24 protein-coding genes and 1 tRNA gene are annotated in these 25,351 nt (G+C 59.4%); 16 read left to right on the plus strand and 9 right to left on the minus strand.

Annotated elements, in window-relative coordinates:
• Positions 1-76: 76 nt before the first annotated feature.
• The 3 genes from PAF20_RS02125 to PAF20_RS02135 all read right to left on the minus strand — a co-directional run bounded on the left by PAF20_RS02125 (position 77) and on the right by PAF20_RS02135 (position 2,320).
• Complete coding sequence (locus PAF20_RS02125) at positions 77-721, minus strand: SMI1/KNR4 family protein (RefSeq protein ID WP_271072111.1); 645 nt, start codon at positions 719-721, stop codon at positions 77-79.
• A gap of 156 nt (positions 722-877) precedes the next feature.
• Complete coding sequence (locus PAF20_RS02130) at positions 878-1,651, minus strand: 23S rRNA (adenine(2030)-N(6))-methyltransferase RlmJ (protein ID WP_271072112.1); 774 nt, start codon at positions 1,649-1,651, stop codon at positions 878-880.
• Between the two features lie 435 nt (positions 1,652-2,086).
• Entirely contained in the window at positions 2,087-2,320 is a 234-nt protein-coding gene (locus PAF20_RS02135) for a DUF1127 domain-containing protein (protein WP_434802936.1), read from the minus strand.
• A gap of 1,179 nt (positions 2,321-3,499) precedes the next feature.
• Between PAF20_RS02135 and mraZ the strand changes: the two genes are divergently transcribed.
• The 9 genes from mraZ to murD all read left to right on the plus strand — a co-directional run bounded on the left by mraZ (position 3,500) and on the right by murD (position 13,009).
• Entirely contained in the window at positions 3,500-4,015 is a 516-nt protein-coding gene (gene mraZ, locus PAF20_RS02140; protein ID WP_271072113.1) for a division/cell wall cluster transcriptional repressor MraZ, read from the plus strand.
• Positions 4,016-4,019: 4 nt separating this feature from the next.
• The gene (rsmH, locus tag PAF20_RS02145) at positions 4,020-5,012 is read left to right on the plus strand and encodes a 16S rRNA (cytosine(1402)-N(4))-methyltransferase RsmH (protein WP_271072114.1); all 993 of its coding nucleotides are present in this window, start codon (positions 4,020-4,022) and stop codon (positions 5,010-5,012) included.
• Positions 5,009-5,398 (plus strand): cell division protein FtsL, encoded by a 390-nt coding sequence (ftsL, locus tag PAF20_RS02150; RefSeq protein WP_271072115.1) that lies wholly within the window; start codon positions 5,009-5,011, stop codon positions 5,396-5,398. The genes rsmH and ftsL overlap by 4 nt, the downstream gene beginning before the upstream one ends.
• Positions 5,398-7,206 carry a peptidoglycan D,D-transpeptidase FtsI family protein gene (locus tag PAF20_RS02155; RefSeq protein WP_271072116.1) on the plus strand — a complete coding sequence of 603 codons (1,809 nt, stop codon included), beginning with the start codon at positions 5,398-5,400 and terminating at the stop codon, positions 7,204-7,206. The genes ftsL and PAF20_RS02155 overlap by 1 nt, the downstream gene beginning before the upstream one ends.
• A 10-nt stretch (positions 7,207-7,216) precedes the next feature.
• Complete coding sequence (locus tag PAF20_RS02160; protein WP_271072117.1) at positions 7,217-8,701, plus strand: UDP-N-acetylmuramoyl-L-alanyl-D-glutamate--2,6-diaminopimelate ligase; 1,485 nt, start codon at positions 7,217-7,219, stop codon at positions 8,699-8,701.
• Positions 8,701-10,080: a UDP-N-acetylmuramoyl-tripeptide--D-alanyl-D-alanine ligase gene (locus PAF20_RS02165; RefSeq protein WP_271072118.1), complete on the plus strand. Its 1,380-nt coding sequence runs from the start codon at positions 8,701-8,703 to the stop codon at positions 10,078-10,080. Before PAF20_RS02160 ends, PAF20_RS02165 begins: the two co-directional genes overlap by 1 nt.
• Positions 10,081-10,086: 6 nt before the next feature.
• Entirely contained in the window at positions 10,087-11,169 is a 1,083-nt protein-coding gene (mraY, locus tag PAF20_RS02170) for a phospho-N-acetylmuramoyl-pentapeptide-transferase (protein ID WP_271072119.1), read from the plus strand.
• A 9-nt stretch (positions 11,170-11,178) separates the two neighbouring features.
• On the plus strand, positions 11,179-11,529 hold the full coding sequence (locus PAF20_RS02175; RefSeq protein WP_271072120.1) for a DUF8817 family protein: 351 nt from the start codon (positions 11,179-11,181) through the stop codon (positions 11,527-11,529).
• Between the two features lie 85 nt (positions 11,530-11,614).
• A complete protein-coding gene (gene murD, locus PAF20_RS02180; protein WP_271072121.1) occupies positions 11,615-13,009 on the plus strand; it encodes a UDP-N-acetylmuramoyl-L-alanine--D-glutamate ligase in 1,395 nt (464 codons plus the stop codon).
• A gap of 92 nt (positions 13,010-13,101) precedes the next feature.
• Here the strand turns inward: murD and PAF20_RS02185 are convergent, their stop codons facing one another.
• Entirely contained in the window at positions 13,102-13,590 is a 489-nt protein-coding gene (locus PAF20_RS02185) for an SH3 domain-containing protein (RefSeq protein WP_271072122.1), read from the minus strand.
• A 146-nt stretch (positions 13,591-13,736) separates the two neighbouring features.
• On the opposite strand from PAF20_RS02185, the gene parC reads away from it, so the two are divergent.
• Complete coding sequence (parC, locus tag PAF20_RS02190; RefSeq protein ID WP_271072123.1) at positions 13,737-15,986, plus strand: DNA topoisomerase IV subunit A; 2,250 nt, start codon at positions 13,737-13,739, stop codon at positions 15,984-15,986.
• Positions 15,987-16,110: 124 nt separating this feature from the next.
• Here parC and PAF20_RS02195 read toward each other — a convergent pair whose 3' ends face one another.
• The 4 genes from PAF20_RS02195 to PAF20_RS02210 form a co-directional block, all read right to left on the minus strand.
• Positions 16,111-16,257 carry a hypothetical protein gene (locus tag PAF20_RS02195; RefSeq protein ID WP_271072124.1) on the minus strand — a complete coding sequence of 49 codons (147 nt, stop codon included), beginning with the start codon at positions 16,255-16,257 and terminating at the stop codon, positions 16,111-16,113.
• Positions 16,258-16,372: 115 nt separating this feature from the next.
• Positions 16,373-16,960, minus strand: a complete 588-nt coding sequence (locus tag PAF20_RS02200) for a cytochrome b/b6 domain-containing protein (RefSeq protein WP_271072125.1) — start codon at positions 16,958-16,960, stop codon at positions 16,373-16,375.
• Positions 16,961-16,963: 3 nt separating this feature from the next.
• Positions 16,964-17,410 carry a c-type cytochrome gene (locus PAF20_RS02205; RefSeq protein WP_271072126.1) on the minus strand — a complete coding sequence of 149 codons (447 nt, stop codon included), beginning with the start codon at positions 17,408-17,410 and terminating at the stop codon, positions 16,964-16,966.
• 175 nt (positions 17,411-17,585) lie between these two features.
• Positions 17,586-18,458 (minus strand): tellurite resistance TerB family protein, encoded by an 873-nt coding sequence (locus PAF20_RS02210; protein ID WP_271072127.1) that lies wholly within the window; start codon positions 18,456-18,458, stop codon positions 17,586-17,588.
• Positions 18,459-18,665: 207 nt separating this feature from the next.
• Between PAF20_RS02210 and tuf the strand changes: the two genes are divergently transcribed.
• The 4 genes from tuf (at position 18,666) to PAF20_RS02230 (ending at position 22,467) form a co-directional block, all read left to right on the plus strand.
• Positions 18,666-19,841: an elongation factor Tu gene (tuf, locus tag PAF20_RS02215; RefSeq protein ID WP_271072128.1), complete on the plus strand. Its 1,176-nt coding sequence runs from the start codon at positions 18,666-18,668 to the stop codon at positions 19,839-19,841.
• Positions 19,842-20,087: 246 nt separating this feature from the next.
• Positions 20,088-21,065 carry a hypothetical protein gene (locus PAF20_RS02220; RefSeq protein WP_271072129.1) on the plus strand — a complete coding sequence of 326 codons (978 nt, stop codon included), beginning with the start codon at positions 20,088-20,090 and terminating at the stop codon, positions 21,063-21,065.
• Positions 21,066-21,194: 129 nt separating this feature from the next.
• Entirely contained in the window at positions 21,195-21,839 is a 645-nt protein-coding gene (locus tag PAF20_RS02225; RefSeq protein WP_271072130.1) for a sulfotransferase family 2 domain-containing protein, read from the plus strand.
• 211 nt (positions 21,840-22,050) lie between these two features.
• Positions 22,051-22,467 carry a GFA family protein gene (locus tag PAF20_RS02230; protein WP_271072131.1) on the plus strand — a complete coding sequence of 139 codons (417 nt, stop codon included), beginning with the start codon at positions 22,051-22,053 and terminating at the stop codon, positions 22,465-22,467.
• 61 nt (positions 22,468-22,528) lie between these two features.
• Here the strand turns inward: PAF20_RS02230 and PAF20_RS02235 are convergent, their stop codons facing one another.
• A complete protein-coding gene (locus PAF20_RS02235; protein WP_271072132.1) occupies positions 22,529-23,023 on the minus strand; it encodes a DUF892 family protein in 495 nt (164 codons plus the stop codon).
• A gap of 210 nt (positions 23,024-23,233) precedes the next feature.
• Here PAF20_RS02235 and PAF20_RS02240 point away from each other — a divergent pair, with 210 nt between their 5' ends.
• Together PAF20_RS02240 and PAF20_RS02245 are read left to right on the plus strand one after the other, a co-directional pair.
• A complete protein-coding gene (locus tag PAF20_RS02240) occupies positions 23,234-25,102 on the plus strand; it encodes an ABC transporter ATP-binding protein (RefSeq protein ID WP_271072133.1) in 1,869 nt (622 codons plus the stop codon).
• Between the two features lie 132 nt (positions 25,103-25,234).
• Positions 25,235-25,310: transfer RNA gene (locus tag PAF20_RS02245), tRNA-Trp, on the plus strand.
• Positions 25,311-25,351 lie beyond the last annotated feature (41 nt).

Here is a 25,351-nt window from a genome sequence, read left to right on the forward strand (position 1 = left end):
AAACGGAACGAAAAACCCCCGGCCATCGCGCCGGGGGTTTTTTGTTTCGGCGGCAGCTGTGGGTTCCCGCCCAAGGCTATTGCAGCGGCTCGGCCTTGCCCGACGCATCGAACGAAAGGTTCGAATTGGGTAGGAAATCATCTATGATGTGGAACTCATCCATATCCTCAGTCGAGGTCTTATCATAATAGTCCAGTACCGCCTTGAAGAAGGTCGTTAAGTCTTTTGCAATAATCGGTCGATACTTGTCATCGTGATAGAAGGCCAGAAGCTGGTTCGCATCACCTGTATGGATACCTTGCGGATCGACCACCAAGTAATCGCCACCACCATTGTGGAACAGCGGCAACCATGCTTGATGCCACCAGTTTTTCAGATGAAAATCATATCCGATCATACTGTCAAATTCGGCTTTCGTTTGCAGCAACTCCGACAATGGCTGGAAGGCCATATTGTTGGCGAAGGTCGTGAAACCGGTTGGGTCTTGTCCGTCGTGCCAAAGGTATAGGGTCCTGACCTCATCAGGCAGGACGATCTGATATCGCGCTTCCATTCTTTCGATCTGTTCAGCGGATTGCGGAGGACGCAGGCTGGCGGCGAGTTCGGGGTGCTTGCTTTTCAGCAGCATATCAAGTTCGGATAAAAGCTCAGCCAAACTAGTTTGGGCCGATGCGGATGATGCGCCCAAAAGTGCGGCGAAAAATGCAAATAACTTAGCCATTGCCATACCGTCTTCTGTCGGAGTTAAGGTGCAAGGTTTCAACTCCAAGCATTTGCCGCGTCGCAGGAAAGTGCAAGTCATGCCCGGATCGAAGCTGCGAGAGTTTGGCAACATTGTCCGCATCAACTTCGAACAGAGTTTTTGACGCAGCGCCGATCAGCCTCGGAACAGCCCTTCGATTCGCGCGGCTTCTTCGGCCATGCCCCAGGGTGGATTGACCGTAAACATCCCCGATCCGACCATCCCATGGCCCGGTTTCGCTGGCGGGAATTGCACTTCTGATGTCAGCGCATCGGGAAAGGCCCCTTGTAATTTCTTATGCATCCGGCGCTCTCGCCCATCGCTCAGCAAGGGATACCACAGGATCAGCGTGCCGACATTCCATTTCCGGGCGATGTCTCCAATAAATGCTGGAATTTCCGCATAGTCCGACTTCACCTCATAGCTCGGATCGACAAGCATCAGTCCTCGCCTTGGGGTCGGCGGCGTCACCGATCTGGCCATCGCGAAACCGTCCTGTTTGTACAGTGTCGCATGGCCCGCGACCTCTGCCAGTGCCTCATGCTCGGCCGGGTGCAGCTCTGCCAGATGCGCGCTGTCGCCTTTGCGAAGGAAATGACGTGCAATCAAAGGCGAACCGGCATAGGCATCAGCGCCATAGCGCGCCCTGATTGCCCCAATCGCCCGCATCAGCGGATGCCCATCCGCCAGCCAGTTCTGCGCCTCTGCCCGTCCGATCCCGGCCGCGGCCTCTCCGGTTTTACGCGCCTCATCCGATGACAGATCGTATAATCCTCGTCCGGCATGGGTTTCGAGATAACTCAACGGCTTATCCTTCGCCGTCAAGTAATCCATCACCCACGCCAACAGCGCGTGCTTATGCAAATCCGCGGCGTTCCCGGCATGGTAAATGTGCTGATAGGACAACATTCGCCCTTATTTCCACGCCTGCGCAGAAATGAAAAGCGGCGACGCCCAGGGAGGAGGAGGGGCGCCGCCGCGACAACGCTGGCCCAGGGAGGAGGAGGGGCCGCGTATAACTGCGACACAGGCAGGGAGGAGGACGCCCGCGTCGCGCACACGAACCCAGGGAGGAGAAGGGGGTCCGCGTATAGGAAGCGACACAGACAGGGAGGAGAGGCCCGTATCGCTGACGTCACACCCTCGGGAGGAGGTGAGGGCTGACGTATTCTTACTAGCGGCGCCCCCGCAGGGAGGAGGAGGGCGTGGGCGCCGCTGTCACCACAAGGCTAAGGGAGGAGGTATAGCCTTGTCGTATCTGGTCGGCGGCACCTCCAGGGAGGAGGAGGGGAGGTGCCGCCTAAACCCGGACCCAGGGAGGAGGGAGGGTCGGGTATTCTATTCTTACTTGCCCCAGGCCGCTTCGCTAGCGATCCGGGTGATCATGCTGCGGTGGATGCCCAGGTCATCCAGTTCGCGTGCCGACAGGCTGGACAGTTCGGAAACGGTCTGGCGATAAACGGCGCGACGGGCGCGGGCTTCCTGCAGACGAGCAAACAGGCCCATGATGCCAGTTCCGGCGGCCCGTTCGTTGTGGGCGGTGTGGGTAAGAGTGTTCGTTGCAGCCATTGTTTTCATCTTCGTCTATATCGGTTCGTATTCACGGTGCGGCGTATCCGCGCCGTTGGGATGAAGATGGACCCAATGCTGCGCTTGCACAACGTCCAATACCTCAATGCTGCCATGCAGCAATTGCAATGCATCTCTGGGTTGTGCCGCTAATGTGACGGATTCGTTAAAGGAATTCTGATCACGCCGCCGTTATCGCGTGTCGTTTTCTCTGAAAACAGGCGTTTTTGTTCTCGGCCCGGATTGCTCATATTGCTGAATTCTGCGCTATCGCGGCAACGGTTCCGAGTGACGCTGCGTCACCAAACTCACTCACCGTTCCGGCGAAATAATCTTATTTGCAGACCAGTTTTCTTTGCAGCCTGCTATGCGGGGCAACAGGACCGCTTTGTTGGGTGGAGAACAGGCGGCGCGAGACGTGCTCAATGGCTGAATAGGATGCCAGTATCATGCGTTGTCTCGCGCGAGGGCTTTGGCGTCGTGACTGCACATCATGCAAACAGCTATGCGTACGCATCGCAATAGCCCTGCTGACTGTAAATCTGGAAATCCGGTGTTCTCGCCGCGTTCCCAATCGGTCGAAAGCCGACCGAGACTCCGGCTGGGAAAACGTGGGAACGGGTTGTCCGATGCCCGAATCACCGAGCCGTGACCTGTCGTGATTCGGGCGGTTCTGCCCTGCTCAGGTGGGAAGATCGGCGTCTTTGTCAGCCTCGTCTGGAAATTTTTGGGATTTTCCGGGATTTCGTTTGGCAAGATCTAAAAACACTACATATTGTGTAAAATTATAGTGTTTGATCTAGGACTGCTGCAGATCGGACATGCGAATTTTTATGTTCTCGAATTGTTCACGGTCAATCACGAATGCTCACGCGGCGCCGGTCCACTCTTTTCCATTGCGTCCCATAAATTCCCATGCCATCAAAGAAGCACGGAGACGGGCTAAAAGGGCGATCAAGACCCTGAAGGCGATAGCAGGCTTCATACAGGCACCCGCTTCCGAAAACGACGGTCCCAAATGTGCGAGCAGCACCTCCCCCAAGGTGGCACCAGGGACCGCCCCGCCAACGAGCGGGACCCAGAGATGGGAACGAGGGCGGCGGATCGGGCAGTGGCAGCGGCCCGGTCCGCCTTTCTTTTCCGGAGACGCCGGAAAGGAAGGGACAGGATCGAAGGAAGGGCCCGCCGGTGGCGCGCAAGTTCAGAGGCTCGGAAGAGGTAAAAGTGGATGGCAAGGGTCGCATGTCGATCCCGGCCCGCTTTCGCCGTATTTTCGAAGCCGGCGATCCTGACTGGAACCCCTCTGAACGGGTCCGCATGATCGTGGTTTACGGCCCGGATAGCTGGCAGAAGCTGGAATTTTACACCGTCGAAGCGGCAGAGCAGATCGACGAGGAAATCGACCGTTTGCCGCGCGGTTCGCAGGAACGCCTGTGGCTGGAAACCCTGATGAATGGTTTGGCCACCGAGGCGGAGATTGACACGGATGGTCGTCTGGTCCTTCCACAGAAGCTGCGCGACAAGATCGGTCTTGATAACGAAGCTTTCTTTACCTCCAAGGGTGATTTTATCGAGGTCTGGAATCCTGAAAGCTATTCCGCCTCCAGTGGCTCTCTTGAAGCGTTCATGTCGCAATTCCCGGACGATTTCGATCCGCGCAGTTTCCTTGCCAAACCTGCTGCGCCTGAAGGGACGGAGGGCTGAGGCAATGGCCGCGCCCGCAAATCCCAAAGAAAATCCGCATATCCCGGTTCTCATCGAACCCTTGATTCGGGCTGTCGAACCTGTCTCTGGCGTCTGGATTGACGGCACCTTCGGTGCTGGCGGCTATACACGGCGCTTGCTGAAGGCCGGGGCGGAGAAGGTCATCGCCATCGATCGGGACCCAACTGTCTTCCGGATGGCGGCAGGCTGGATTGACGAATATGGCGATCAACTGGAGCTGCGCGAAGGCACATTCTCGGACATGGACAGCATCGCGGGCGGTGTGGTTGACGGCGTCGTTCTGGATCTGGGCGTAAGCTCCATGCAGCTGGATCAGGCGGAGCGCGGCTTTTCCTTTCTGCGCGAAGGGCCGCTGGATATGCGGATGGGAGATGACGGTCCCGACGCGGCGGGTCTGCTGAACAGTGCAGACGAGGCTGAGATTGCCGATGTTCTGTATCATTATGGCGAGGAACGCGCGTCGCGGCGTATTGCCAGGGCGATAGTGGCTGCACGGCCGCTAAGCACGACGGCGCAGCTGGCAGAGGTTATAGCGAGCCAGTTGCCGCGCCCGAAACCCGGCCAGAGCCACCCGGCAACGCGCAGCTTTCAGGCGGTTCGAATCTGGGTCAACGACGAATTCGGTCAGCTGGCAGAGGGGCTTGCGGCAGCCGAGAGGGCACTGAAACCCGGCGGCAAACTGGCCGTGGTCAGCTTTCATTCGCTGGAAGACCGCGTTGTGAAGCGCTTTTTCCAGTCTCGCTCTGCGACCGCAGGCGGCGGTTCGCGTCACGCGCCCGCAGAGATCGTCGATGCCCCGACGTTCACGCAGCCCTACCGTCGCGCAATTGGCGCTGACGAGGGTGAGTTGGCCGTCAATCCTCGCGCACGCAGCGCGTTCCTGCGGGTCGGCATTCGAACCGACGCCCCCCCGCGCGAACTTGACCGTGATGCCATTGCCTTGCCGCGCTTGCGGCAGAAGGGCGGTGCGCGATGAAGTCTATCCTCTACTTGCTGGTGGCAATGGTGGTCATGGGGCTGGCCTTCTGGGCCTATCGCGAAAATTACCGCACGCAGGACGCGCTGAACGAGATGGAGGCGGTCCAGCGTGAGATTGCCGGTTTGCGCGAACAACTGGTCGTGCTGCGGGCGGAATGGGCCTATCTGAATCGGCCTGCGCGTCTGCGCGAACTTGTGCGGCTGAACGCCGATAAGCTCCAACTCGACCCGATCACCTCGGACCAGTTTATCGAAACCAGCAAAATTGATTATCCCCCGCCGCCGGTGAAGCACCCGCCGCGCCGGCCCGAGAATTTCGTTCCGCCCACCGGGGGCGCCATTACCGACGATGATCCGACCCCGTCCGAACAGGAGGCCCAGTGATGATCCGTAAACCTTTGCGTCCATTGGCCCGCATTCTTCGCGCCAGAGAAACCGGTCAGGACCCCGATGAGATCGAGGCCGCAAACCGGGCAGAGCGACACGCGCAAATTCAGGACCGGGCGCGAAAGCGGGCCGAGGGTCGGCTGGTGTTCATGGCCCTTGGTTTTCTTGCGGCCTTTTCCGTCGTGGGGTTCCGAATGGGCGCCTTGGCGGCATCTGATCCGGCAGAGCCGCGCGCGCAGGCGACGGGTGCCCAGATCATCAGCCAACGCGCCGATATTACGGATCGCCGGGGACGGGTTCTGGCAACGAATATGCTGACCTATAGCCTGTATGCACAGCCTAACCAGATGGTTGATGGGCGCGGTGCTGCCGACGCGCTCGCACGGATCTTCCCGGACCTGGACCGCGAACGGCTGGTCAAGGACTTCACAGACCCAAAGCGCAAGTTTCTGTGGGTGAAGAAAAAGCTCAGCCCAGAGCAGATGCAGGCGGTTCACGATATTGGCGAACCGGGGCTGCTGTTTGGGCCGCGTGAAATGCGGCTATACCCGAATGGGCGCATTGCCAGCCATATTCTTGGCGGGTCCGCTTTCGGTGTCGAGGGCGTGAACAGTGCTGAAGTGATCGGCACGGCGGGCGTAGAAAAGGCCTTTGACGGATGGTTGCGCAACCCCGCGAATGAAGGTGCGCCGCTGACCCTTTCGATTGATCTGACGGCACAATCCGCGATGGAGGAGGTCCTGTCCTCTGGTATGCGCCGGATGAATGCGAAGGGTGCGGCCGGGGTGCTGATGGAAATCGAGACCGGCGAGATCGTGGCGATGGCCAGCCTTCCGGATTTTGATCCGAATGATCGTCCTCGTCCCGCACTGAAGGGCGATCCGTCGGACAGCCCGCTGTTCAACCGGGTGGTGCAAGGCCAGTATGAACTTGGCTCGACCTTCAAGATCTTCCCGGTTGCGCAGGCGATGGACCTGAAACTGGTCAATCCGAATACGCATATCAACTCCAACAGTCCGATGAAGATCGGCAAATACAATATCAATGACTATCACAACTACGGACCCAGCCTGTCTGTGTCGGATATCATTGTGAAGTCGTCCAATGTCGGAACGGTTCGGATTGCGCAGATGATCGGGGTGGAGCGGCAGAAGGATTTTCTTGAACAGCTTGGCTTCTTCGAGCCGACAAACGTCGAGATGGTCGAGGCGCCGACGGGCAAACCTATCGTTCCGCCGCGTTGGCCTGCGGTGACGGCGGCGACGGTCAGCTTTGGCCACGGCCTTGCGGCCAGCCCGCTGCATCTTGCCTCGGCCTATGCGACGCTGGCCAATGACGGGCGCAAGGTCACGCCGACGCTGGTTCACGGCAAGAAACGCGCCGTGGGGGAGCGCGTGATTTCATCGGATGCAGCAAAGCTTTCGGTGAACCTGCTGCGTCAGGTCGTTGTGCGCGGGACTGCAAAATCGGGCAATGTCGAGGGCTATGAGGTGGCGGGCAAAACCGGCACTGCCGACAAGCCCCGGCCCGGCGGCGGCTACTATGACAATAAGGTGGTGGCGAATTTTGCATCGGTCTTTCCCTATGAAGACCCGAAATACGTGCTCGTCGTGACCTTGGACGAACCAACCGGCCAGCTTGGCGGTGGTGAAAGCCGCGTTGCTGGCGCAACAGCCGTGCCGGTTGCGGCGGATGTCATCAGAAGGCTTGCGCCGATCCTTGGATTGCGCCCTGTCGGCACGACCGATCTGCCTGACATTGAAGCGCCGCCGAAAAACAAGGTAAAGGTCGCCGCGAATCACTGACGAGGCAAAAATGAGCGATGGCGCAAAGCGGCTTTCCCGACTGGGTCTGAACGCAATTGGAGGACGGGACCCGGATGTCACCGGAATCTCGGTCGACAGCCGCACTGTAAAGGCGGGCCATCTGTTCGCGGCACTGCCGGGCTCTGCGATACACGGCGCGGAATTCATTCAATACGCGCTGCGCATGGATGCAGGTGCCGTTCTTACCGATGCCGCAGGCGCGGCGATTGCAGCCGATGTGCTGCGCGGCTGGGACGGCGCGCTTGTCGTGGCCGAAGACCCGAGGCAGGCGCTTGCCGGTGCAGCTGCGCTCTGGTTCGGACGGCAGCCGGAAAAGATCGTCGCTGTTACCGGCACCTCTGGGAAGACCTCGGTCGCGAACTTCACCCGGCAGATATGGCAGGCGCTTGGGGCTAAGGCGATCAGCCTTGGCACCATGGGCGTGCAGGGCGATTATGAGGCCAAGCTGGCCCATACCACGCCGGAACCCGTCACGCTGCACCGTATTCTTGCGGCAGCGGCGGATGCCGGTGTCACGAATGTGGCGATGGAGGCCTCGTCCCACGGCTTGGATCAGCGGCGCCTGGATGGCGTGCGGGTCATGGCGAGTGCCTTTACCAATTTCAGCCAGGATCATCTGGATTACCACGCCGGGTTTGATGAGTATTTCGCCGCCAAGGCATTGCTGTTCAACCACATCCTTGATGCCGGTGACGCGGCAGTCATCAATGTCGATGGAGAGCGCGGGCGCCAAATGGCTGACATCGCGCGCGACCGTGAACTGAACCTGACGACAATCGGCACGGCAGAAGGCTGCGATTTCCGCATTCTGGGTCAGCGTTTTGACGCGACGGGTCAGCAGCTGCGCTTCAGTATTGCCGAGCAGACCCATCTCGTCCGGCTGAATCTGATCGGCGGTTTTCAGGCCGAGAATGTTCTGGCGGCGGCGGGACTGGCGATTGCTTCGGGCGATCACCCGGATGCCGTTATCGAGACGCTCCAGCATCTGGAAACGGTGCGTGGCCGGATGCAGCTTGTCGCGCAGCGTGAAAATGGCGCAGCGGTTTTCGTTGACTACGCGCATAAGCCGGGGGCGGTGATTGCCGCGCTCAAATCGCTGCGCCCGCATGTGATGGGCCGGATCGTCGTTGTCCTTGGTGCGGGGGGTGATCGTGACAAGGGCAAGCGTCCGCTCATGGGTCAGGCAGCGCGTGAACATGGTGACGTGGTCTTTGTCACCGACGACAATCCGAGAACCGAGGATCCTGCCGCAATCCGCGCAGAGGTCATGGCCGGGGTCGGCCCCGACGCCGTTGAGGTCGGCGACAGGGCCGAGGCAATCCTGCGCGGTGTCGACGCCTTGCAGCCCGGCGATGCCTTGCTGATTGCCGGGAAGGGCCATGAGACCGGGCAGATCGTGGGCAGCGATGTGTTTCCGTTTGACGATGCAGAACAGGCGTCGGTCGCGGTGGCGGCTCTGGACGGAAAAATCTGATGGTTCTTTGGACTTCACAGGATGCGGCAGCTGCAACCGGCGGGCAGGTCACGGCGGATTGGCAGGCGAATGGTGTCAGCATTGACACCCGGACGATTCAGCCCGGCGATTTGTTTGTCGCGCTGAAGGATGTTCGCGACGGTCACGATTTTGTCGCGCAGGCACTGGAAAAAGGCGCGGCTGCGGCACTTGTCAGCCGGGTTCCGGATGGGGTGGCGGCGGATGCACCGCTGCTGATCGTCGATGACGTGCTTAAAGGGCTGGACGCGCTCGGCCGCGCAGGGCGTGCGCGCATGGGCGGCAAGGTGATCGGTGTCACCGGCTCTGTCGGCAAGACCTCGACCAAGGAAATGCTGCGTGCGGCATTGGCTTCGCAGGGCAGGGTTCACGCGGCAGAGGCATCCTATAACAATCACTGGGGCGTGCCGCTGACATTGGCGCGTATGCCCGCGGACAGCGACTTTGCGATCATCGAAATCGGCATGAGCAATCCTGGCGAAATAGCGCCACTTGCCAAGATGGCGCGTCCGCACGCGGCGCTGATCACGACAATCGCTGCCGCCCATATTGGCGCATTCGGTCATGTTGACGGGATTGCACATGAAAAGGCGGCGATCTTTCAGGGGCTGGTGCCGGCGGGGGCCGCGATCATCCCCACCGATCTGTCAACGACGCCGATCCTGCGCGAAGCGGCGGATGAGGCAGGCGCACCGATCCTCTGCTTCGGTGAAGATGGAGAGGCGCGGCTGATTTCTTCGACGCCGGAAGGTGAAAGCCTGAAGGTTCGCGCGGCGCTTTCGGGTAAGCCGATAAACTTCGTCCTGCACTCTGTCGGGCCGCATTTTGCGCAGAATGCGATCGGTGTTCTGGCGACGGTCAGTGCGATTGGGGGCGACGTTGTCGAAGCCGCGAAAGGGCTGGGCGACTGGCTGCCACCCAAGGGGCGCGGCGCCGTCGAACAACTGGGGTCGATCAGGCTGATCGACGACGCATTCAACGCCAACCCCGATTCCATGCGTGCGGGCTTGGGCACGCTGGCACGGCTTCCGGGTGGGCGTCGCGTGGCGGTGCTTGGCGATATGCTGGAGCTCGGGCCGGATGAGGCGAAGCAGCACAGCGACCTTGCCAGCGATCCGGTCATGGCATCGGTCGATCTTGTTCACGCCGCCGGTCCCCTGATGCGCCATTTTTACGAAGCTTTGCCACAATCCAAGCGTGGGCTGTGGTCAGAATCCGCCGATGGACTGGTCGAACGGCTGGACGAAATGTTGCAAGACGGCGATACGGTGCTGATCAAGGGCTCCAAAAGCTCATATATCAGCCGCGTCGTCGAGGCGCTGCGCAAGGCCGGGGACACGGCCAAAGGAACGGGGACGTAGGACGATATGCTTTATTGGCTGTACGAGATCACGGGCGGAGAAGGCCCGTTCAACCTGTTTCGCTATATCACCTTCCGTGCGGGCGGCGCGTTCTTCACCGCTCTGATCTTCGCCTTCATCTTCGGTCGCCCGCTGATCGACGCCTTGCGCCGCGTCCAGAAGAAGGGCCAGCCGATCCGCGATGACGGACCAGAGGGCCATTTCGTCAAGGCGGGCACCCCGACCATGGGCGGCATTCTTATCCTGTCGGCCTTGCTTGTCGGAACGCTGCTCTGGGCGCGGCTGGGCAACGCTTATGTCTGGATCGTGCTGATGGTAACATATGGCTATGCGGCGATCGGTTTTGCCGATGATTATGCCAAGGTGTCCAAGCATAATACGAAGGGTGTGCCGGGACGGGTTCGCATGGCGCTTGGGCTTGGGCTTGCGATGATTGCTGCGGTCTGGACGATGTTCCTTCACCCAGATGCGCTGTCCGGGCGGCTGGCTTTCCCGTTCTTCAAGGACCTTTTGCTGAATCTGTCCGTCATCTTCGTTCCCTTCGCAATGATCGTGATCGTTGGGGCAGCGAATGCCGTGAACCTGACTGACGGGCTGGACGGGCTGGCAATCATGCCGGTGATGATCGCGGCGGCGACCTTTGCCGTGATTTCCTATGCTGTCGGCAGCGCCACATTCGCCGATTATCTTGGCGTCCACCGGGTTCCCGGCACGGGCGAGCTGGTGGTGTTTGTTGCCGCGCTGATTGGCGGGGGGCTGGGCTTCTTATGGTACAACGCCCCACCCGCCGCCGTATTCATGGGCGACACGGGCTCTCTGGCGCTTGGCGGCGCACTGGGCGCGATGGCCGTGGTCACGAAGCACGAAATCGTTCTTGCGATCGTCGGCGGGCTGTTCGTGGTCGAGGCGCTGAGCGTCATTATTCAGGTGCTTTACTTCAAGCGCACCGGAAAACGTGTTTTCCTGATGGCCCCGATTCATCACCACTTCGAGAAGAAGGGATGGAAGGAAAGCCAGATCGTGATCCGGTTCTGGATCATCGCGCTTATCTTGGCCCTGATCGGGCTGTCGACACTGAAACTGCGCTAGGAGCCGGCAATGATCGTTACCGCCAACCTGCCCAGCCGCGATTTCGATGCGACCGAGGCGTTCTACGCGCCACTCGGCTTCGTGCGAAGCTGGCGCGACACCAACTGGATGATCCTGACACAGGGCGAAACCCAGATCGAGTTCTTCCCGCACCCTGACCTGAAGCCCGAGGAAAGCTGGTTCAGCGCATGTTTTCGCGTCGACGATCTGGATGCGCTGCATGAAACCTACGGCAAATTGGGATTGCCCGGCGACGGCATCCCGCGCCTGCATCCGGGCATCCAGCGGATCACGGACGATCTGCGTATGTTTGCCATCGTTGATCGTGATGGAAGCCTGATCCGTTGCTTGGGTCCCTAGGCCGCATTGCGGCGCGAATAACAGCACCTTACGATGTCTCCGCAATTCAGGGTGCCGGTCTGCGCACCATTCATGAGGTGAACGAATGATCCCGGTCCAAGGTGTTTCTGGTCAGACCATCGCCGTTCTGGGCCTGGGTCGGTCCGGCAAAGCGACCGCCACTGCACTGCAGGCTGGCGGAGCGCAGGTTGTCGTCTGGGATGATGGGCAAGAAGCCCGCGCGCAGGCAGAGGCCGATGGGCTGGAAGTGCGCGACCTGACCCGCGATGACGCCTGGACCGGCATTGCCACACTTGTGACTTCTCCCGGTATTGCGCATCTGTATCCCGCGCCCAACCCTGTGATCGCAAAAGCGATGGAACTTGGTATCCCGGTCGACAACGATATCGGCCTGTTCTTCCGCAGCTTCGCGACCCGCGACTGGGACAGCTTCGATACGATGCCGCGCGTCATCACCGTGACTGGTTCTAACGGCAAATCCACGACAACGGCGCTGATCCACCACATCCTGAAATCGGTTGGCAGACCCACACAGATGGGCGGCAATATCGGGACCGGCGTGCTGTCGCTTGAACCGGCGCATGACGGCGAGGTCGTGGTGATCGAACTATCCAGCTATCAGACCGATCTGGCCCGAGCGCTGACGCCGGATGTTGCCGTCTTCACCAACCTCTCGCCGGACCATCTTGACCGGCATGGCGGTCCGGGTGGTTATTTCGCGGCAAAGCGGCGGCTGTTCGCGGAAGGTGGTCCTGATCGCTGTGTTATCGGCGTTGATGAAGTCGAGGGGCAGTATCTTGCCAACCAGATGGCTCAGGGTCCGGCCGATGACCGTGTGATCCGGGTGTCCTCCGGCAAGAAGCTGGACGGGTTTGGTTGGGCCGTTTACGCGAAAAAGGGCTTTCTCAGCGAATACAGGAAGGGTCGGCAGGTCGCGTCAATCGATCTGCGTGACATTGGCGGTCTGCCCGGCGCCCATAACCACCAGAACGCGTGCGCTGCTTATGCGGCCTGTCGTTCGGTCGGCGTCGCACCGAGAGAAATCGAGGCTGCCTTTTACAGCTTCGCCGGGCTTCCGCATCGCAGCCAGACTGTGCGCGAAAAGGACGGGGTGCGCTATGTCAACGATTCCAAAGCGACCAATATCGACGCGGCAGAGCAGGCGCTGCAAGCGTTCAAGCGCATTCGCTGGATCGCAGGTGGGCTTGGCAAAGATGGTGGCATAACCGCGCTGCAACCTTATTTGGGCGAGGTCGTAAAGGCCTATCTGATCGGCCATTCGGCGCGCGATTTTGCCCTGCAACTGGGCGACACCCCGCATGAAGTGGTCGAAACGATGGAAGCGGCTGTCGCCAGAGCTGCCGCCGAAGCTCAGCCGGGCGAGACTGTGTTGCTGGCCCCCGCTGCCGCAAGCTTCGATCAGTATCCGAATTTCGAGAAACGTGGAGAGCACTTTGTCCGGCTGGTCAACGAGATCTGACGCGCAAGCGTCTGGTCGCGCAAGAAAAGCCCGGCCGCGCAAGAACTGTGGCTGGCCTGCTGCTTCGCCAGGGGGCTAAAAGGGGACGGTTGCTATGGGCGACTTGCCGAAAGGAATTGTGCGGACATATACCCGGCCCGCCCGTCGCCGTCGCGAATCTGAACCCAATCGCCCGAGCGCTCTCCGACGGCGGTGACCATCTGACCGCGCGACAAACGGCCAACGACTTCATTCGAAGTGCTCGGGCCCGCGCGGAAGTTCACCGAATTGCCGGTGACGTAAAGCGTATCGGTCGGTGCCTCTGCCAGGTTTTCTTGCGGCGTTTCGCCCTGATATTCGGGCGAGGGGCGCAGTTCTGGTCCCGGAAACTCTGGCTGTTGCTCCGGGGTCTGTTCGACCTGCGGTTCGTCGACGACTGCAACACCGGCGTCCGTTGCCTCTGACGGAACAACCTGTTCTGTCGGTTCGGGTGACGCCGCAACCTCTTCGGCCGCAGGTTCCAGCCGTCTGCCGTCACCCTCGCCGAACACGACAAGTATTGTCACAAACGCCAGCAGCGTCAGAAAGATCAGCTTGAACATTACCATCCCTGTCCGGCCAGATGGCCGGTTCCGTATTCGCGATACGGATTCGAAACGCTTCTGACAAGCTGGACGTTCCGGTAGCTTTTGCCGCTTTGCACAATTTCCGGCTGGACCGGGGGGCAGACGCGGCATAAATCCGTAGCATGTCCGACGATCTTATTCCCGAAGAACCCGAGAACCTAAGTTCCGAACCGCTCTCTCGCGCGATCGGAGAGCGCTATCTGACATATGCGCTGTCCACGATCATGAACCGTGCCTTGCCTGACGCGCGTGACGGGCTGAAACCAGTTCACAGGCGCATCCTTTACGCGATGCGGGAATTGCGGTTGGCGCCGAACGGCCCATTCAGGAAATCGGCCAAGATTTCCGGCGATGTGATGGGTAACTATCACCCGCATGGCGACGGCGCGATCTATGATGCGATGGCGCGTCTGGCGCAGGATTTCGCCATGCGATACCCGCTGGTCGACGGGCAGGGGAACTTCGGCAATATCGACGGCGACAGCCCGGCAGCTTCGCGCTATACCGAGGCGCGGCTCGCCAGCCCCGGCGATGCGCTGATGCAAGGTCTCAACGAAGATTCGGTTGAGTTCCGGCCCAATTACGACGGCACGCTGACCGAACCCGTCGTGCTGCCGGCGGCATTTCCAAACCTTCTGTGTAACGGCGCGTCAGGCATCGCGGTCGGCATGGCCACGAATATTCCGCCGCATAACCTGCACGAGGTCATCGATGCCTGTCTGCATCTGATCAAGACGCCGGATGCGCGTGACGATACTTTGCTGAATTTCGTGCAGGGGCCGGATTTTCCGACAGGCGGCGTGCTTGTGGAAGATGCTGAGACATTAAGGGAAGTCTACCGCACGGGCAGGGGAAGCCTTCGCCTTCGCGCACGGTGGTCGCAAGAGGATCTGGGCCGAGGGATGTGGCAGATCGTCGTATCCGAGATTCCCTATCAGGTTCAGAAGTCCCGCCTGATCGAACGGCTTGCCGAACTGATCCAGACGAAGAAAATGCCGATCCTTGCCGACGTGCGCGACGAATCCGCCGAGGATGTGCGCATCGTGCTGGAACCCAAGACCCGCAGCGTCGATCCCGCACAGCTTATGGCTGCGCTGTTCAAGGCATCGGATCTGGAGATCCGCTTTGGCATGAACATGAACGTGTTGATCGACGGGCGGGTGCCGAAGGTCTGTTCGCTCAAGGAGGTGCTGCGGGCGTTCCTTGATCATCGCCGCGATGTGCTGCTGCGCCGCTCCAACTTCCGCCTTGGCAAAATCGCCGCCCGGCTGGAGGTGCTGGAGGGCTATATCATCGCCTTCCTGAATCTTGACCGGGTGATTGAGATCATTCGGAATGATGACGATCCGAAGGCTGGCCTTCTGGCCGAAAACTGGGGGAAGGATCTAGGGACAGAGATCTTCCTGACAGAGGTCCAGGCCGAAGCCATCCTGAACATGCGCCTGCGCGCGTTGCGCCGCCTGGAGGAGATGGAGCTTCGGGCAGAGCGTGACAGCCTTCTGGAAGAGCAAGAGGGTCTGAATGCACTGGTGGCCGACGAAGATCTGCAATGGACCCGGATAACCGAAGAACTGCGCGAGGTGCGCAGCCAGTTCGGGAAGTCCGCCGATGGTGGAATGCGGCGCACCGAAATCACCACCTCGGTGGATGTGCAACCGCTCGATCTGGATGCCATGATCGAGAAAGAGCCGGTGACGGTCATCCTGTCACGGATGGGCTGGATCAGGGCGATGAAAGGCCATCAGCCGCTGGATGCCGAGGTCAAGTTCCGCGATGGTGACGGCCCGTTCATGGCGCTTCACGCCGAAACGACCGACAAACTCATGCTGTACGGATCAAACGGTCGCTTCTATACGCTGGCAACGAACGACCTGCCCGGTGGGCGTGGCTTGGGCGAACCTGTGCGCCTGATGGTTGATCTGCCGAATGACGCGGGCATTGTAGATCTGTTCCCGTGGCGGGACGGTGTGAAATATCTGCTGGCATCCAAGGCGGGCGACGGCTTCATCGTCAATGCACCTGATATCCTTGCTCAGACCAAAAGCGGCAAGCAGGTGCTCAACGGCGATGCGCTGCTGTGCAGAAGCGTCTCTGGCGATCATGTCGCGACGGTCGGCGAAAACCGCAAGATGCTGGTCTTCCCGCTGAATGAGCTGCCCGAGATGGCGCGTGGCAAAGGCGTTCGCCTGCAAAAATTCAAGGATGGCGGGCTGTCTGACGCGGTTTGCCTGACATTGGCCGAGGGGCTGCGTTGGCAGGAAAGCGGCGGCCGCACCCGGACAGAGCCGGATCTGACGGAATGGCTGGGCAAACGCGCGAGCGCAGGCCGAATGGCACCGCGCGGCTTCCCGCGGGACAACAAATTCAACTGATTCCGGATTGTCCGAGACGATCTTTTTTGACGGCGGATAGTCGAAAGTAAAACGGGGCGGATCTGACACCGCCCCGTCGTCGTAGGTACCGTCTGCGCCACTGAGGGCGCTCCACCGGTCTGTCTTAGCTGTTGATCTGCGGCGGCAGAATGACCGGATCGGGGGCTGTTTCCGCCGTCTGGTCGTGTGCCTTGCCTGCGCATCCGGCAAATGCTGGCAGCGCTGCCAGGCTGAATGCCGCAGCAAAGAGTGCTGCAAAGAATTTCGTCATGCGTGCTCCTTTCGTGTTGATGCACGTCCGGAATGATAAGGCGACGCTTCAGGTTGCCGCCTTATCCGAGCGTTGCATGATTAGCCGATTCGATCAATCGGCAGGCTCAAGGCCGCTATTTCCCGCGAACGTCCTTGTTTCCGTGAACCATTGGGCCAACGAGGTCCTCTTTTTTCCAGAAGCGGTAGAAAACGATCACGACCACATGAAGTAGAACAAGGATAAGGATCAGGTTCGCGCCGAACTCGTGATAATCCTTGGCGGCGTCACTGGTAGAGGAACTGACATAGCCCGCAAGCGGTCCCACATCCACGAAATTTTCCGATTCAGACATCATCCCGGTCAGGACTTGCGCAACAAGGGCAGCAAGCATCGCGATCACCGAAAGCGCGCCAAGCGGGTTGTGTCCCGGCCAATAGCTCGGCTCTCGCAAGAACATATGCCGCACGTAATCCCCGACTGCTTTTGGTCCGCGCAGGAAGTGTGAAAAGCGGGCAGGGGCCGGGCCGATAAAACCCCAAATCAGTCTGAAGGCCAGAAGAAAGGTAACGGCGTAGCCAAACCAGAAATGCCATTTCATGCTGGTGGGACCATAATTGCCCAGCAGCCAAGCCCCAGTTACAAAAAAGGCTAAAAGCCAGTGAAACCCGCGCAGAAGCGGGTCCCACAGCTTTACCTGGCGGACCTCTGGACGATCCGCCATGACTTAGTCCTCGCGATAGTCATCGTGGCATGCCTTACACGCACCGCCGAGTTTCTGAAGCAGGGGAGCAAGCGCTTCCTGACCGCCGCCTGCCGCTTCGCCTGCACCGGCGGCCGCTTCCCGCAAGCCAGCAAATTTCGTCGCGAAATCTTCGCTGTTCTCCCAGATTGCGGGCAACGCGTCCGTCTCTGCGCCATCGTCAGGCGACGTGCCTTCGATGAACAGTCCGGGCAGGGCGTAATTGCCGAGAGCTTCGACGTTACTGCCAGCGGTTGTGGCGGCTTCGGCATTATATTCAATATCCCCTCTGGCCATGCCGGAAAGTGTGCCCATCGAGATTGCGAGCATCTTCATATAGCCTTGACGCGCTTCGATGGCGTCCTCTGCAGCATCTGCAAGGGCTATGGCGGGTAGGGTCGCGATCACGCTGGCGAGTATAAGCTTGCGCATTCTGTCCTCCTTGAAGGGCGATGAATTCAGGTCGTAGGTCTATCCATTTCTGCTTTGCGCACATTGAATCAGGCGCATGATCGAAGCTTATTCCAGAAAAGTAACATCTCAAATGATAACCGCCGCCCGATTGCCGGGCGGCGGTCACGAGATCGTCAGCTATTCAGCTACAAAGTCAGCTATAAAGATTCTGCACGCCCACCTCTTGGTGGATCTGATTGATCATCTGGGGTTGCAGATTCAGTGCCTGGGCAAGCTGGTGCAGATACTGTGCCTCTTCCTGGCTGTCGAAGTCGATGGCCATAACTGACATCAGATAGACCTGCGGGCCAAGGCCTTGTGGCACGTCACGGGCAAGCGCTTGCGCATCAACGGGTGCCGCCATCTGTTCCCGGATGAACTGGCGCTCTTCATCGTCAAGATCGCCAAGCTCGCCCATAAGGCGCTCTTTCTCTGCATCGTCGATTTTTCCGTCTGCCTTGGCAGCCTGGATCATCGCGCGCAGCATCAGTCCGGCGACGGCGTTCTGCTCTGGCGTGGGTGCAACTTCCGGCTCACCGCCATTGCTCAGTGAGTCGTTCAGCAATTCGCCGAATGACGCGTCGTTCTGTTGTTGCGATCCCTTGTTGGCCAGCGAACCCGCCGCAGTGCCGCCAAGCAGCCCGCCCAGCAAATCACCCAGACCACCGCCGCTCTGGCCGGTGCGGCTTGTCTGACTACCCCCGGTCAGTTGGTCGAGAATGCCGCCAAGCCCGCCCGATGCGCCAGTCGAATTCGGCCCGCCATAGCGACGGCCGCTGCCCGCAGTGGTGCCGCCTGTGTTGCCTCCCAGCAGCCCGCCCAGCAGGTCACCTAGCCCGCCAGAGCCTTGCGAGCCCGATTGCGTACCGCGCGTGATCTGGTCAAGCAGCCCGCCGCCGCTGCGGCGCGAGCGCGTGTCCGAGCCAGAGGCAGTTTGCGTCTGATTGCGGTTTTTCATCATCGTGCTCATGCCTTTTGCGACCAGAACACCGGCAGCGACACGGGCGAGGGATTTCATTAAACTCATTGCTGTTCTCCACCTTCAGCAGAAAATACCGCATAGGATGCGGCATCCATCAGAATTCTAACGCAAATTTTTCTGGATGGTTCCCCCTGGTTACGTTTTGTTGGCTGACGCCGCGTGCCCTTGATTTTTCCCGATTCTGAATTTATCTCCGCCACCGATAGAAATACGGGGACCGGTCCGGCGATTGCCCCGATCAAGGAGGCCTTCATGGCAAAAGCAAAGTTTGAACGGAACAAGCCGCACGTTAACATCGGGACGATTGGCCACGTTGACCACGGCAAGACGACTCTGACGGCTGCGATCACCAAGTATTTCGGTGACTTCCAGGCCTATGACCAGATCGACGGTGCGCCGGAAGAGAAGGCGCGCGGGATCACCATCTCGACCGCTCACGTCGAGTATGAGACCGACACCCGTCACTATGCCCATGTCGACTGCCCCGGCCACGCCGACTACGTCAAGAACATGATCACCGGTGCCGCGCAGATGGACGGCGCGATCCTGGTTGTGAACGCCGCTGACGGCCCGATGCCGCAGACCCGCGAACACATCCTGCTGGGCCGTCAGGTCGGCATTCCCTACATGGTCGTCTACCTGAACAAGGTCGACCAGGTGGATGACGAGGAACTGCTGGAACTGGTCGAGATGGAAGTCCGCGAACTGCTGTCCTCCTACGACTACCCGGGCGACGATATTCCGATCGTCAAAGGCTCGGCTCTGGCCGCTCTGGAAGGCCGCGACGAGGAAATCGGTGAAAAATCGATCCGCGCGCTGCTGGAGGCCGTGGACAGCTATATCCCGACGCCCGAGCGCGCCGTGGACCAGCCGTTCCTGATGCCGATCGAAGACGTGTTCTCGATCTCGGGCCGTGGTACGGTTGTGACCGGCCGGGTCGAGCGTGGCGCTGTCAATGTCGGCGACGAACTGGAAATCGTGGGCATCCGCGACACCAAGAAAACCACCTGCACCGGTGTGGAAATGTTCCGCAAGCTGCTGGATCGCGGTGAAGCTGGGGACAATATCGGCGCTCTGCTGCGCGGTATCGAGCGTGACGGTGTTGAGCGTGGTCAGGTTCTGGCCAAGCCGGGTTCCGTGACCCCGCACACGAAGTTCGAAGCAGAAGCTTATATCCTGACCAAGGAAGAAGGCGGCCGCCACACCCCGTTCTTCGGCAACTATCGCCCGCAGTTCTACTTCCGCACGACGGACGTGACCGGGACGGTGAAGCTGCCGGAAGGCACGGAAATGGTGATGCCGGGCGACAACCTGAAGTTCGAGGTCGAGCTGATCGCGCCCATCGCGATGGAAGAGAAACTGCGCTTCGCCATCCGCGAAGGCGGCCGCACCGTCGGTGCTGGCGTGGTGTCGAAGATCATCGAGTGATGTGATCCCGTGGCGGTGCGCTTTAGCGCACCGTGCCAGAGACAACAGAAAGCCCGTCCCGAAAGGGGCGGGCTTTCATGCATCACGTCGCAGACCGCTTCTTTACTTCGCGCGGATGAAGGCCCTTCTTGGTTGCTGATATCAGCATCAGCGGATAACGATGACCCCTTTGAAAGACGGGAGTGTTCATTGACTTCGATGAGCCGCGAATGTCATTGGAGTTGAAAAAGGAAAAGGGAGTTAATGATGCATGTGATCGTGCACGCGGGTAGCCTAAAGACTGGATCTACCTATTTGCAGTCGGTCATATTGCGCAATCGCCTCAAGCTGTCTGAGGAAGGCGTGCTGGTGCCCTCGACAGGCATTGTGTCGGAGCACCATTACGATATTGCACGAGCTGCTGGATTTGGGTTCGCAGGTCAAAAGCTCTCGGACGAAACGGGACGAGAAATCCTTCAGGCTCTGTCGGATGAACTTGCGTCTTCGCCTCATCAGGCGGCTCTTCTTTCGTCGGAGCATTTTGACTTGGGTGTCGAGGCTGGGGCGATCCGCCGACTTCGCGAAGCTCTGGCTGATCACGAAGTATCGCTTGCTATATTTTTGCGCAATCAGGTGGATCTGGTACAGTCGCTCTATTTCGAGCATCTGAAATGGGGCGGGCTGAACGAATACAATAGATTCGTCCTTCATAAGGTTAGGGAAGGGGCTCTGTGGTATGAAGAGCGCATTGCGCTTTGGAAAGATGGCGGATTTAAAGTTAATGTTTTCGACTATCAGGCTGAGCGTGGCGATCTGGCCGGACGGCTGTTCTCCTTGCTGCCTCAACCACCATCACTTGCCAACCTGTCACTGCCTTCTGTGCCGCGCAATGAATCCCTGTCTCCAGAAGCGATGGAGTATATGCGCAAAATAAACCTGACCATTGCGGATGCCGCCGACAGACGCGAATTCTACGTCGGCCTGTACAAAACCTTGCACCAGAATGGTCCGCGTTGGGTCAGATCGAGACAAATGCCGCTGCCGGAGTCCCTGCACGCGCTTTTGCCTGAACTCACCAAGCGTAATCGACGGCTGGCCGAAATGCTCGGCGAAGGGGAAGGCTTTTTGCAAGGGGACCTTGTCGACTATGCTGCACAGCGAGAACAAGGCGACGCACTTGATATGGAAGGGTTCCTTTCTGACATTAAACACATGAACCTACCGATTCCGGAGGGCGTGATGTGACCGGAATGGCCAGTTCCAGCGAGTGGTCCAAGCTGTCCAGCCAAAGCGGCGGGCTTTTCGGTGTGGCTCCTTGTCACTTTCCGGCGCCACGGCTTTGATCTTCAAATTAGCCGATCCAACGGGGCGCAAATGATCTTGTCGCGAGGACGCGGGTATCTTTTCATCCACATTCCCAAGACCGGCGGGACCTCCATGGCGCTTGCCCTCGAAGCGCATGCGATGAAAGATGATCTTATGCTGGGCGATACGCCCAAAGCATTGAAACGTCGTCATAAACTGTCGCGCGCGGCTGCTCGGGGTCGGTTGTGGAAGCATTCAACCGTCGCTGATCTGGAAGGTGTTCTGGCACCTGACGAGGCTGTGGATCTGTTCGTCTTTACGCTGGTTCGAAATCCGTGGGACCGTGCCGTCAGCTATTATCACTGGCTGCGGGAGCAGACATTTGCCCATCCGCATGTTGCACTTGCGGGGCGATCGTCGTTCGCAGAATTTCTGAGGTCGCCTTCTGTTCTCGGGACGTTTCGCCGTGGCCAGTCGGAAAGCTATGTGACCACCAGTGGGGGCGTGATGTGCTGTGATCTTTTCATCCGGCTGGAGCATCTTGATCAAGACCTTGCCCCGCTAGAGCGGAAGCTGGGTTTCTCAGTATCGCTGCCTCGAATGAATGAGAGTAAACGGCTTCGCGATTATCGGGAATATTATAGCGATGAAACCGTAGCGCTCATCGGCGAGGCGACGGCGCGCGACATTGCGCTGTTCGGATATCGGTTCTAGTCCGGTTGTCGCTGTCACCGGTCGGATAGCGCGGAAAAACCGCGCCCTTGCGATCATGCTGACATCTATTGTCAGTATTTATGACCCACTATCACAGGGGTTCGCACAACGCAGGAGTGTTTCGCTTGATTGATCATATTGGACTGGCAGTTTCACACTTGGACGTCGCCCGCCGATATTATGAGGCCGTCTTCTACAAGGAGGAGGCATTATGAAAACCTATCATGGAAGCTGCTTCTGCGGTGGGGTCGCCTTTGAGGCTGACGGAGATCTGGCGGATGGAACCATGCGCTGCAACTGCCGCTTTTGCCGGAAGATGCGATATTGGGAAATGCGGCTGCCCGATCCCGACGGTTTCCGCATCACGTCGGGGAAGGAATTGCTGGCCGAGACGCCTGCTTCCGCTGGATCGGAAACGAATGACATCCATAACTGGTTCTGCTCTCGCTGCGGAATACGGCTTTGGACGGAGGGCGATATAGAGGAAATGGGCGGCCGTTTCGTTCAGGTCTGCGTCGCAGCACTGGATGACGCGACCGAGGAAGAACTGATAAACGCGCCGATCTTCTGGGCCGATGGGGCCAATGACAACTGGTGGAACCCGGCGCCAGAGACGCGTCATCTGTGATCTGCCAATGGAAAAGGCCGCGGCGAATATGCCGCGGCCTGATCCTGTCTTACGAAATCCCTCAGACGGCAGCCTTGTTAACCCCGCCTTCTGCGATCTTGGTCATCTGGCGGTCACCGTCCCAGGTGTTGTCCAGACATTCCTGCAGCTTGGCCGCATCGCCGTCCAGTCCCAGACGGTTCGCAAAGGTTCTGACGCAGCCATAGCCAGCAATCGCGTAATGCGCCATGCGCTGATACTGCGTGATGACTGCCGCATCCTGAGCGTCTTCATCGGCATATTCGGTTTCAAGCGCGTGTTTGCGGGCCTCTGTCACCAAGCCCTCCATGCCTTTGCAATGCTCGCCCGTCGGGTCGACGCCATGCTCGTTGCAAAGCGCGCTCAGCACCTCCATCCCATCGGCAATGCCCTGATTGCCTGCGATCAGCGCCTTTGAAAGTTCTTCCGATTTTGATGCGCGGCCCATTTCGGTCACGATCGGTTGCGACTGCTTGCAGGCGGAATAGAGGTCGCGAAGCTGGTCGAGATACAGATCCTTGAGGTTTTTGATGGCCATATTGGGCCTCCTTTCCAGAATGTTGGTCATCCGCCGATGTGGCTGGGATGGTTCGCATGGCCAACGCATCGCTCGAAAAGGCGTTCCGGCGAGTAGCAAAGATCAACCTGTCTGCGGTCATGATTGCGGCCAAGGCTTGACTCGCGCCCTCCACTGCGGCACCGCACAAACTCCAGCCGCAGGATTGCGGGCGGGTTTGAGGTAAGATCAATGTTTCGCTGGTTTGAAAGCAGGCTCGATCCGTATCCTTCGGATCGGCCCAAGATGCCGCCCCGCACGTTCTGGGGGTTCCTGTTTCACTACGCCCATGGCGCATTGCCCTGGCTGCTGCTGCTATCGCTCGGCTCGGCTTTGATCGCGGTGATCGAGGTGGCTCTGTTCGGCTATCTGGGTGATCTGGTTAACCGGTTGTCAGACACGCCGCGGGATCAGTTCTGGGCTGTCGAAGGCCGCCGGCTTGCCGCGATGGGGCTGCTTTTGCTGGTGGTGCTGCCTTTGTCCAATGCGTTGGCCAGCATGATCATGCATCAGACGTTGCTGGGGAACTTTCCGCAGCGTATCCGCTGGCAGGCGCATCGCTATCTGCTTCGCCAATCGGTCGGCTATTTTCAGGATGAGTTCGCAGGCCGGATTGCGCAGCGGCTGATGCAGACCGCACTCGCCGTGCGCGAAGTGGCGATGAAGATTATGGATGTCGCCGTTTATGTTCTGGTCTATTTCATGGGTGCCATCGTGCTGGCGGCCAGTCAGGACTGGCGGCTGGGGCTGCCCTTTGTGCTGTGGGGCACGGCTTATGGCATGTTGCTTTGGTATGTGGTTCCGCGTCTTGGAAAGATCGCGCAGCAGCAGGCAGACGCGCGCAGCACGATGACGGGGCAGGTTGTGGACAGCTACACCAATATCGCGACCGTCAAGCTTTTCTCGCATTCGGACCGCGAAGAGGCGTGGATGCGGACCGGAATGGACGGCTTCCTTCAGACCGTTTATCGGCAGATGCGTCTTGCGGCGACGCAGGACATCGCACTGACGACAATAAACGTGCTGCTGGTGGCTGGTGTCACTGCACTGGGGCTTTCGCTTTGGACCGGCGGCCATATCAATGTTGGCGCAGTTGCAGTGGCCATTCCGCTGGCTCTACGCTTGAACAATATGTCTCACTGGATCATGTGGGAATTTGCGGCGTTGTTTGAAAACGTCGGGACGGTGCGCGACGGGATATCGTCGCTGGCGCTGCCGCGTGCGGTTCAGGACAGGTCAGATGCAGTACCCCTAGCACCGGGACCGGGCGCAGTCGCGTTCGAGTCCGTGACCTTCCGATATGGCGCCGATGAAACCGACAGACCGCTTGCGGTGCTGGACGATCTGACCCTGCGCATCGCCCCGGGAGAGCGGGTTGGCCTGATCGGCCGCTCTGGCGCGGGGAAGTCCACGCTGATCAACCTTCTTCTGCGCTTTCATGATCTGGAAAGCGGGACGATCACGATTGACGGGCAGAATGTCGCTATGGTGACGCAGGAAAGCCTGCGCAAGGCGATTGGGGTTGTGACGCAGGACAGCAGTTTGCTTCACCGTTCAGTACGGGAAAATATCGCCTATGGTCGTCCGGATGCGAGCGAGGCCGAGATTGTCGAGGCCGCCCGCATGGCAGAAGCGCAGGAATTCATTCCCGCATTGTCCGACAGCAAGGGGCGTCACGGGCTGGATGCGCATGTGGGTGAGCGGGGCGTAAAGCTGTCAGGTGGTCAGCGCCAGCGTATCGCCATCGCGCGTGTCGCGCTGAAAGACGCGCCCATCCTTGTTCTGGACGAGGCGACCTCGGCTCTGGACAGTGAGGCAGAGGCAGCGATCCAGTCGAGACTTGATGTTCTGATGGAAGGCAAGACCGTGATTGCCATCGCGCATCGTCTGTCGACCATCGCCGCGATGGACAGGCTGGTGGTCATGGATCAGGGCCGAATTGTCGAGCAGGGGACACATACCGAATTGCTGGCGCAGGACGGCATCTATGCACGTCTCTGGGCGCGGCAATCGGGTGGCTTTCTGGTCGCGGATGACAGTGCTGCAGCCGTCGCTGAATAACGCGCGGGCAGATATTGCTGAACGCCGGTGGGGCAGGATGCCGTTCTACGATCCCTGCGCGGGATGATTGGCAGATTGCAACGCTACCCTCTTGCGCCGCGCGTCGTTCCGCACTAATCAGGCGCGCGGCTTAGGGGTATAGCTCAGTTGGTAGAGCATCGGTCTCCAAAACCGAGGGTCGTGGGTTCGAGTCCCTCTGCCCCTGCCAGTCGCCGGTGCAATATGCGCCCTTACGCGTGACCGTATCGC

The organism is Paracoccus albus (genome assembly GCF_027913035.1).
GTDB lineage: Bacteria > Pseudomonadota > Alphaproteobacteria > Rhodobacterales > Rhodobacteraceae > Paracoccus > Paracoccus albus.

What these genes read in the sequence shown, in the direction of transcription:
- PAF20_RS02125 (WP_271072111.1), bottom strand. Translation starts at nt 721, where the DNA reads ATGGCTAAGTTATTTGCATTTTTCGCCGCACTTTTGGGCGCATCATCC.
- PAF20_RS02130 (WP_271072112.1), bottom strand. Translation starts at nt 1,651, where the DNA reads ATGTTGTCCTATCAGCACATTTACCATGCCGGGAACGCCGCGGATTTG.
- PAF20_RS02135 (WP_434802936.1), bottom strand. Translation starts at nt 2,320, where the DNA reads ATGAAAACAATGGCTGCAACGAACACTCTTACCCACACCGCCCACAAC.
- rsmH (WP_271072114.1), top strand. Translation starts at nt 4,020, where the DNA reads ATGGCCGCGCCCGCAAATCCCAAAGAAAATCCGCATATCCCGGTTCTC.
- ftsL (WP_271072115.1), top strand. Translation starts at nt 5,009, where the DNA reads ATGAAGTCTATCCTCTACTTGCTGGTGGCAATGGTGGTCATGGGGCTG.
- PAF20_RS02155 (WP_271072116.1), top strand. Translation starts at nt 5,398, where the DNA reads ATGATCCGTAAACCTTTGCGTCCATTGGCCCGCATTCTTCGCGCCAGA.
- PAF20_RS02160 (WP_271072117.1), top strand. Translation starts at nt 7,217, where the DNA reads ATGAGCGATGGCGCAAAGCGGCTTTCCCGACTGGGTCTGAACGCAATT.
- PAF20_RS02165 (WP_271072118.1), top strand. Translation starts at nt 8,701, where the DNA reads ATGGTTCTTTGGACTTCACAGGATGCGGCAGCTGCAACCGGCGGGCAG.
- mraY (WP_271072119.1), top strand. Translation starts at nt 10,087, where the DNA reads ATGCTTTATTGGCTGTACGAGATCACGGGCGGAGAAGGCCCGTTCAAC.
- PAF20_RS02175 (WP_271072120.1), top strand. Translation starts at nt 11,179, where the DNA reads ATGATCGTTACCGCCAACCTGCCCAGCCGCGATTTCGATGCGACCGAG.
- murD (WP_271072121.1), top strand. Translation starts at nt 11,615, where the DNA reads ATGATCCCGGTCCAAGGTGTTTCTGGTCAGACCATCGCCGTTCTGGGC.
- PAF20_RS02185 (WP_271072122.1), bottom strand. Translation starts at nt 13,590, where the DNA reads ATGTTCAAGCTGATCTTTCTGACGCTGCTGGCGTTTGTGACAATACTT.
- parC (WP_271072123.1), top strand. Translation starts at nt 13,737, where the DNA reads ATGTCCGACGATCTTATTCCCGAAGAACCCGAGAACCTAAGTTCCGAA.
- PAF20_RS02195 (WP_271072124.1), bottom strand. Translation starts at nt 16,257, where the DNA reads ATGACGAAATTCTTTGCAGCACTCTTTGCTGCGGCATTCAGCCTGGCA.
- PAF20_RS02200 (WP_271072125.1), bottom strand. Translation starts at nt 16,960, where the DNA reads ATGGCGGATCGTCCAGAGGTCCGCCAGGTAAAGCTGTGGGACCCGCTT.
- PAF20_RS02205 (WP_271072126.1), bottom strand. Translation starts at nt 17,410, where the DNA reads ATGCGCAAGCTTATACTCGCCAGCGTGATCGCGACCCTACCCGCCATA.
- PAF20_RS02210 (WP_271072127.1), bottom strand. Translation starts at nt 18,458, where the DNA reads ATGAGTTTAATGAAATCCCTCGCCCGTGTCGCTGCCGGTGTTCTGGTC.
- tuf (WP_271072128.1), top strand. Translation starts at nt 18,666, where the DNA reads ATGGCAAAAGCAAAGTTTGAACGGAACAAGCCGCACGTTAACATCGGG.
- PAF20_RS02220 (WP_271072129.1), top strand. Translation starts at nt 20,088, where the DNA reads ATGCATGTGATCGTGCACGCGGGTAGCCTAAAGACTGGATCTACCTAT.
- PAF20_RS02225 (WP_271072130.1), top strand. Translation starts at nt 21,195, where the DNA reads ATGATCTTGTCGCGAGGACGCGGGTATCTTTTCATCCACATTCCCAAG.
- PAF20_RS02230 (WP_271072131.1), top strand. Translation starts at nt 22,051, where the DNA reads ATGAAAACCTATCATGGAAGCTGCTTCTGCGGTGGGGTCGCCTTTGAG.
- PAF20_RS02235 (WP_271072132.1), bottom strand. Translation starts at nt 23,023, where the DNA reads ATGGCCATCAAAAACCTCAAGGATCTGTATCTCGACCAGCTTCGCGAC.
- PAF20_RS02240 (WP_271072133.1), top strand. Translation starts at nt 23,234, where the DNA reads ATGTTTCGCTGGTTTGAAAGCAGGCTCGATCCGTATCCTTCGGATCGG.